This is a genomic window from Aeromonas sp. R1-1, assembly GCF_040908495.1.
Taxonomy (GTDB): Bacteria; Pseudomonadota; Gammaproteobacteria; order Enterobacterales; family Aeromonadaceae; genus Aeromonas; species Aeromonas veronii.
On the sequence record NZ_JBFODV010000137.1, the window covers coordinates 1 to 6,495 of the forward strand.

General features: G+C 61.1%; 7 protein-coding genes. 3 read left to right on the forward strand and 4 right to left on the reverse strand.

Going from position 1 to position 6,495, the window contains the following annotated elements:
* Positions 1–1,065 (reverse strand): multidrug efflux MFS transporter MdtH (gene mdtH / locus AB5Y92_RS08045; protein ID WP_368226381.1); only part of this gene is annotated, 1,065 nt, incomplete at its 3' end.
* Between the two features lie 92 nt (positions 1,066–1,157).
* On the opposite strand from mdtH, the gene AB5Y92_RS08050 reads away from it, so the two are divergent.
* Positions 1,158–2,051 (forward strand): LysR family transcriptional regulator, encoded by an 894-nt coding sequence (locus AB5Y92_RS08050; RefSeq protein WP_005349020.1) that lies wholly within the window; start codon positions 1,158–1,160, stop codon positions 2,049–2,051.
* A 32-nt stretch (positions 2,052–2,083) separates the two neighbouring features.
* Here the strand turns inward: AB5Y92_RS08050 and AB5Y92_RS08055 are convergent, their stop codons facing one another.
* The gene (locus AB5Y92_RS08055) at positions 2,084–3,859 is read right to left on the reverse strand and encodes a M4 family metallopeptidase (protein ID WP_368226383.1); all 1,776 of its coding nucleotides are present in this window, start codon (positions 3,857–3,859) and stop codon (positions 2,084–2,086) included.
* Positions 3,860–4,205: 346 nt separating this feature from the next.
* On the opposite strand from AB5Y92_RS08055, the gene AB5Y92_RS08060 reads away from it, so the two are divergent.
* Complete coding sequence (locus AB5Y92_RS08060) at positions 4,206–4,760, forward strand: GNAT family N-acetyltransferase (protein WP_005340529.1); 555 nt, start codon at positions 4,206–4,208, stop codon at positions 4,758–4,760.
* Positions 4,760–5,311, forward strand: coding sequence for a ribosomal protein S5-alanine N-acetyltransferase (gene rimJ, locus AB5Y92_RS08065; RefSeq protein ID WP_159143033.1), 552 nt, complete (start codon positions 4,760–4,762; stop codon positions 5,309–5,311). Before AB5Y92_RS08060 ends, rimJ begins: the two co-directional genes overlap by 1 nt.
* Positions 5,312–5,373: 62 nt before the next feature.
* On the opposite strand, the gene AB5Y92_RS08070 is transcribed toward rimJ, so the two are convergent.
* Together AB5Y92_RS08070 and AB5Y92_RS08075 are read right to left on the reverse strand one after the other, a co-directional pair.
* Positions 5,374–5,622, reverse strand: a complete 249-nt coding sequence (locus AB5Y92_RS08070) for a hypothetical protein (RefSeq protein WP_005340533.1) — start codon at positions 5,620–5,622, stop codon at positions 5,374–5,376.
* A gap of 309 nt (positions 5,623–5,931) precedes the next feature.
* On the reverse strand, positions 5,932–6,495 hold a 564-nt coding region (locus tag AB5Y92_RS08075; RefSeq protein ID WP_368226386.1), incomplete at its 5' end, for a Gfo/Idh/MocA family oxidoreductase.

Genomic DNA, 6,495 nt, shown 5'->3' on the forward strand with positions numbered 1-6,495 from the left:
ATAGAGGGAGCCACCGCCCACGTAGCCGGTCATGCCTCCCAGCGCCAGTCCGAGGCGGCTGAAGCCCATGTAGCTGCCGCGGGCTGTGGGGTTGGCCAGCCGGGTCATCAGGGTCTCCCGGGCTGGTTCGCAGATGATGATCCCGAGATAGAAGCAGGCCAGCAGCACGAAGAGGCCGGAGAGGGTGCTGACGAAAGCGACCAGACCTATCCCCACCGTCATCATCAGGATGCCTGCCAGCAGGCGATTCTCGAGGCGATAGCGCCGTTCGCTGAAACGGGCGATGGGGTAGAGCAGCGCCAGTGACAGCGCCGTTTCCAGGCTGTACATCCAGCCCACGGCGGTGGTGCTGCCGGATAGTTGTTTGACCAGAATGGGGAAGATCAGCATCACCTGCACCCAGAGCATGTAGTAACCGCTTAAGATCAGCACCAGCCGGCAGAAGGCGCGATCCGCCAGCACCTTGCCCAATCCCTGACGCATCGGCGTCGGCTTGATGGAGAGGCGATAGGCGGGCAGCAGGGTCCAGTTGCAGAGCGCTGCCAGCGTGAAGAGTCCGGCTCCCAGCAGGCAGACGTAGGTGAAGTCAAAACGCAGCAGCCAGCTGCCGAGCAGGGCGCCGGTGACGGCACCTGCGCTCTCCAGCATCATCAGCAGGGAGATAAAGCGGCCCCGCTCATGGGGACGGGTAAATTTGATCACCAGTGCGGCCCGTGGCGGGTCGAACAGGCAACCGCCAAGACCCGAGAGGAAGCAGGAGAAGATCAGCATGACGCCGCTGTCGGCCCAAGCCAGGGTGGCGAAGCCCACCGCCCGCAGCAGCATGCCGGTGACAATGAGCGGGCGGGCACCAAAGCGGTCGGCCAGCGAGCCGCCAAAGATCCCCAGTCCCTGCTGGGTCAGCTGGCGCAGGCCGAGGGCCAGCCCCACCAGACCGGCGGCCCAGCCGAGTTGATCGACGAAGCGCAGGCTGATCATCGGCATCACCACAAAGAAACCCAGGATCACCAGTGTGGTATCCAGCGCCAGAAACCAGCGTCCCCAAAACCTCGCCCTATCGACCATAACGCCCTCTCATTCACAGATACCTTCATTCTGGAGAGGGTTTAGATATAGTGGTAGACGACAACTACCTATATTTCATATCAGGATTATTTATGTCTATGGATCTGGACGATCTGCAACTGCTGCTGGATGTGGCCGAGCTGGGCAGCTTCAGTCAGGCGGCGGCCATTCGTGGCTGGTCACAGCCGCTGGTGAGCCAGCGGATTGCCCAGCTGGAGGAGAGCCTCGGGGCGCCACTGTTTCAGCGCCATCGGCGTGGCGTAACGCCGACCCGTGCCTGCGAGGAGTTTCTGCCATCGGCCCGCTCTGCGCTGGCGATCCTGAGCGAAGGGCGGCTGGCACTGCAGGGGGCGCCTGCGCTGCCTTGTATCCGTCTCTCCAGCCTGCCATCCCTCACTTCGGTGGTGTTTGGCTCGCTATTGATGGAGCTGGTGGACGAGCCGTTCGAAATCCGCTGCACCACGGATCACTCCGGCGAGATCATGCAGTCGCTGCTGACCGGCGAGGCCGATATCGGCTTTGTGCTCAAGCGTCCGCCGGTTGCGGGCCTGCAGATGGAGCTGCTCTGCTGCTCCCCCATCATCGCTATCGCCTCGCCATTGCATCCGCTGGCCGGTTGTCACGGCCTCACGCTGGAGGATATTGCCGACCAGCGGCTGGCGCCTCAGGTATGGGGGCCGGGGTGTGACGTCTTTATCCAGCAGTTGCGGCGGCTGCGGCGGGCCGCCAGCCCCCTGCATGCGGTGCAGCCCGCCAGTGCGGCGCGGGATCTAGCGCTGGAACACGGGTTTATCACCCTGATGCCGGAGCTGGCAATCAAGCGGGATCTGGAGGTGGGGCGGCTGGTCAGGCTAGATGTGCGCAATCTGCCGCAGGAGCATTGGGATGTGATGATGGCGTGGCGCGGTGGCAAGCGGCCCAACCCGGCCCGGGAAACCGTGTTGGCCACCGCCCGCACGCTGGCGAAACGGTGGCGCAATGAGTAGAGCGATGCGGGACAAGGCCCGCATCGGGTGGATCAGTAGCTGGCCTTGAGGGTCACACCACTGAACGCGGAAAACCCTGACAGCTGCACATGCCAGGTGCCCGCCTTGGGATTGGTGAACGAGCAGCTTTCGTTATTGCCCCCCTTGTAGGGACGGCAGTCGTAACTGCTGCTGGTGGGGGCGCTGCCAAAGCGGACGTAGAGGTCGGCATCACCGGTACCGCCGCTGCTGCTGATCTGCAGCGACCTGGTGCCAGCCGGTACGTTCAGGGTGTAGTTAAGCTTGCCACCCTTGCTGGCGGCGAGGTTGCTCACCGGCACGCCGTTTTGCAGTACGTTGTCACTCGGTGGCGGCGTGGTGCCGCAGCTGGCATCGACCCCGACGGTCTGGAAGGCCCGTGCCACATCCGCCTGACTGTACCCCAGGTCGGCGGTCGCCCGGCTGACGCCGCAGGCCCCTTGCTGGTAGTTGGTGTTGGCGCCCCAGTAGAGGCGGTTGGCCAGCAAGAACACTTCAAATGCCTTGCGGGTGTTCCAGCCGCTGCTGGTGGCGAGCAGGTAGAAGGCGCGGTTATAGACCCCCGAACTGTGGTGCACGTCGATGCCGTCGTAGTAGTCGCTCGCATGGCCGATGGATCTGCCATCCCGGGTCGGATCCTCGAAGTAGCGCAGGGAGCCGTTGCCCTTGAAGATCTGGGCGCCGACCAGCCAGTCGTTGCTCCCCTTCATGTAGAACTCGGCCGCTTCCCCCGCCATATCGGAGAAGGCCTCGTTGATACCGCCGGATTGTCCTGAATAGATCAGCCCGGAGTTCTGCTCGGTAAAGCCGTGGCTCACCTCGTGGGCCGCCACATCGAGGCTTACCAGCGGGTGGAAGGTGGTGGCGCCGTCACCGAAGGTCATCTGGCTGCCATCCCAGAAGGCGTTCTCGTAATTCTTGCTGTAGTGAACCCGCATCTTCAGTTTGAAGGTGAGGGGCGCTGTGTTGTACCAGTTGCGGTACATGTCGAACACCACGTTGCCGAAGTAGTGGGCATCGTTGAGGGGCGAGTAGGCGCCGTTGATCTCCTTGACCCGGTTCTCCGGGCAGGTGAACTGGTGGATGGCACCGCCTGAGGTGGCGTGGTTGAGGTTGATGGTATCGACGTTGGGGCTGGTCATCCGGCAGTTGTCATCCACGATGAGCGGGCCAAAGTCGGTGCCGTAAAAGTATTTGCCGGTCTTGATGTTGCCCCCGGGGCCGGTGGCGTCCTTGTGGTTGATCCCCTCCCAGCGTTTGAGCTCCTCACCGCTCTGGGCATCAAGAATGACGAAGGGGCGGCTTGGCTTGTCACCTTCCGCAACGAAGGAGACCTGATAGACCAGCCGGGCCAGCCCGTTCTCGTCCTGCATCACGTAAAGCTTGATCTGCTCGTTGCTCCCCTTGCTGCCCGCCTTGGCCTTGCTGGCGGCATCCTGTGGCGAAAGGGTTGCGACCGGGCTTGCCACATCCTGATCGATCTGGCGCAGCATACGTCCACTGGCCTGTTGCAGCTGGCCGTTCAGGCTCTTGTCAGCCACCACCACCTGACCCATTACCGGGATGCCGTTCCAGACCTGCTCGTAGCGGATCCGCTGCTGGCCGTTGGGCAGCTTGACCACCCGCACCTGACGAAACTCGCCATCTTCCAGCTGCAAGGTACCACTCGCGGCACTGAGGCCGGTCATGGCCCGGATGCCGTTTGCCGTTACGTTGATCTCTACCTCTTGTGCTGCCAGTGCGGCACTTCCCCAGCAGGCCAGCGCAACGGCCAGATAAATTTTATTCATCTCTTCTTTCCTTAAATCGATGAGGTTGATAAACCGACCGAAGGTCGGGCGTTTTGAAGCTAGTGCCGGTGGGGGAAAGTGCCCCCTGTCAAAAGTGACAGCGCAGCACAAAGGGGTAGCAGGATTTGCCAAAGTGCCGTTTGGGGGCATTCTTCGGCGCCATGTGGAGAGCATTATCCGGTTTCAGACACCCACCCTCCTCTTTTGAGGGAGGAGAGAACGCACGCTGTGACCCTCTGCGATACCTGCCGGAGGGGAGGCGTAAAAGTGGCTGGCGCGGCCAGTGGCGATTGGCTACATTGGGTTCTGGTTCGCGATTTGATCACTGATTTGAAAGGAGAATCCCATGTTTTCATGGCAGTTGGACGACGAGCTTGCGCTGCTCTTCTTGCAGCCCGATATGGCGAGCGAACTGTTTGCCCTCTGCAATGACAACCGGGAGTACCTCTCCCAGTGGCTACCCTGGCCGCCACTGATCCAGCGCCCTGTCGACAGTGCCCTCTTCATTCGCAGTGCCATCGAGAAGTTCGCCCGGGGCGAGGGGCTCACCACCGCCATCGAGTATCAGGGGGAGGTGGTGGGGGTCATAGGTTACAACAGCATCGATCACGACCTTGGCAAGGTGGTCATCGGCTACTGGCTGGCGGAGCGCTGGCAGGGTAACGGCATCATCACCCGGGCTTGCCAGGCCCTGATCCACCACGCCTTCGAAGAGATGGGGATGGAGAAGGTGGAGATCAGCGCCGCCACCGATAACGAGCCCAGCAGAGCCGTCTGTGAACGGCTCGGGATGCAGCTGGAGGGGGTGACCCGGCGCGCAGAGCGGCTGGGCAACCGGATTGTGGACCATGCCCACTACAGCTTGCTGCGCGATGAGTGGCTAAGACAGAGGGAGTCCTGATGGCGCTGCCACATATCAAGACGGCTCGTACCCACCTGACCATACTGTCGCCGGATCAGGCCCCCATGATGCTCGACTTCTACCGGCGCAACCGCGACCACCTTACCCCCTGGGAGCCGCTTCGGGACGAGCACTTTTACACTCTCTCTTACTGGCATGCCCGGCTGCAGGACAGCTACAGCCAGTTCTTCAACGGCACCGGTGTCAATCTGGTGGCCCTCGATCCGGCTGGCGAGCGGGTGATCGCCACCTGCAACTTCAGCAATATCCTGATGGGGGTCTTCAAGGCGTGTCATCTGGGCTATGCCATCGACCAGCAGCATCAGGGGCAGGGGGTGATGGGAGAGGTGCTGTCAGCCGCCATCGACTACCTGTTTCGCGAGCACGATCTGCATCGCATCATGGCTTGCTATATGCCAGCCAATCAGCGCAGTGGCGCCTTGCTGGAGCGGCTCGGCTTCGAGCGGGAGGGGTTTGCACGGGCGTATCTGATGATCAATGGCCGCTGGGAGGATCACATCCTCACCTCGCTGATTAATCCGGCCTCCTGAACGACAGATAAAAAAACGGGCCCGAAGTTGCCTTCGGACCCGTCTTCGAATGAGGTGCAGGCTTAGTTGGCCTTGGCATCGCTCACTGCAGCTTCAACCTTGGTAGCGGCTTCGGTAGCAGCTTTTTCTACGGTTGCAGTCGCTTCGGAGGTGGCCTTCTCTACGGTAGAGGTGGCTTCGCTAGCGGCTTTTTCTACAGTGGCAGCAACTTCGGCGGCCGGAGCAGCAGCAGGAGCGGCAGCTTTTTCTTCTTTCTGACCGCAAGCAGTCAACATCAGACCCAGGATACCGGCTACCAGTACTTTGTTCATGTGCATTCCCTCAAATAAATATGGAGAGATGGTCTGTGCAACCATCACAGCGCCCACCGTTGCCCGGTATTGAAACAAGAAGCCGGGAGGCAGCAGGCGGGCGCAATATAGCCCCATTAGTTACCGATGAAAACGGATATCACAATGACATTTTTTCGTGCCGTGGATAAAAAGCTCCACTGCAACGACTGATATCAATACAAGATGCCGTTAAATGGCACTAACTGCACAATAAAACACCATATTGCCGCCATCTTGTGGCGGTTTAACAAGGTCAAGGTTGGTCAATAGCGGCCGATGACCCGCACCTTAGTCAGACAGCTTCTGACAGGGCAGCCGTTTTCCCTCAAGGTGGCTCTGACGGGCCAGATCCAGCAGCGCCATCACCGCCAGCGCTTCACTTGCTGGCACCGGGTTGCTTTCCTCGCCCTTGATGGCGGCGCAGACACCGCGATAGTAGGCGCCATAATCCCCCGCCTCACCCACCACGCTCTGCTGCTGTAACTGACCATCGACAATGCGGCTGAGCTGACCGGGTTCGCTATCCATGCCCCAATCCGCCGCCGGCGGCCGTTTGCCCAGCTTGAGCTGATCTTCCTGCACATCCATACCGAATTTGACGAACGAGCCCAGGCTGCCGTGAATGACAAAGCGCGGCATGGTGGCTGAAACCAGACAGCTGCCATGCAGAATAACCCGCAGAGCACCGTAACCCAGCACCACATGGAAGTAGTCGTCCGCCAGTGCGCCAGTGCGCTGCTCGGCCAGATCGGCCTGCAGCCAGTCCGGTTGGCCGAACAGCTGCAGTGCCTGATCCAGTACATGGGGGCCGAGATCGAACCAGAGGCCGGAACCCGGGCCACCCGCTTCGCG

What these genes read in the sequence shown, in the direction of transcription:
- AB5Y92_RS08060 (WP_005340529.1), top strand. Translation starts at nt 4,206, where the DNA reads ATGTTTTCATGGCAGTTGGACGACGAGCTTGCGCTGCTCTTCTTGCAG.
- AB5Y92_RS08055 (WP_368226383.1), bottom strand. Translation starts at nt 3,859, where the DNA reads ATGAATAAAATTTATCTGGCCGTTGCGCTGGCCTGCTGGGGAAGTGCC.
- AB5Y92_RS08070 (WP_005340533.1), bottom strand. Translation starts at nt 5,622, where the DNA reads ATGAACAAAGTACTGGTAGCCGGTATCCTGGGTCTGATGTTGACTGCT.
- rimJ (WP_159143033.1), top strand. Translation starts at nt 4,760, where the DNA reads ATGGCGCTGCCACATATCAAGACGGCTCGTACCCACCTGACCATACTG.
- AB5Y92_RS08050 (WP_005349020.1), top strand. Translation starts at nt 1,158, where the DNA reads ATGTCTATGGATCTGGACGATCTGCAACTGCTGCTGGATGTGGCCGAG.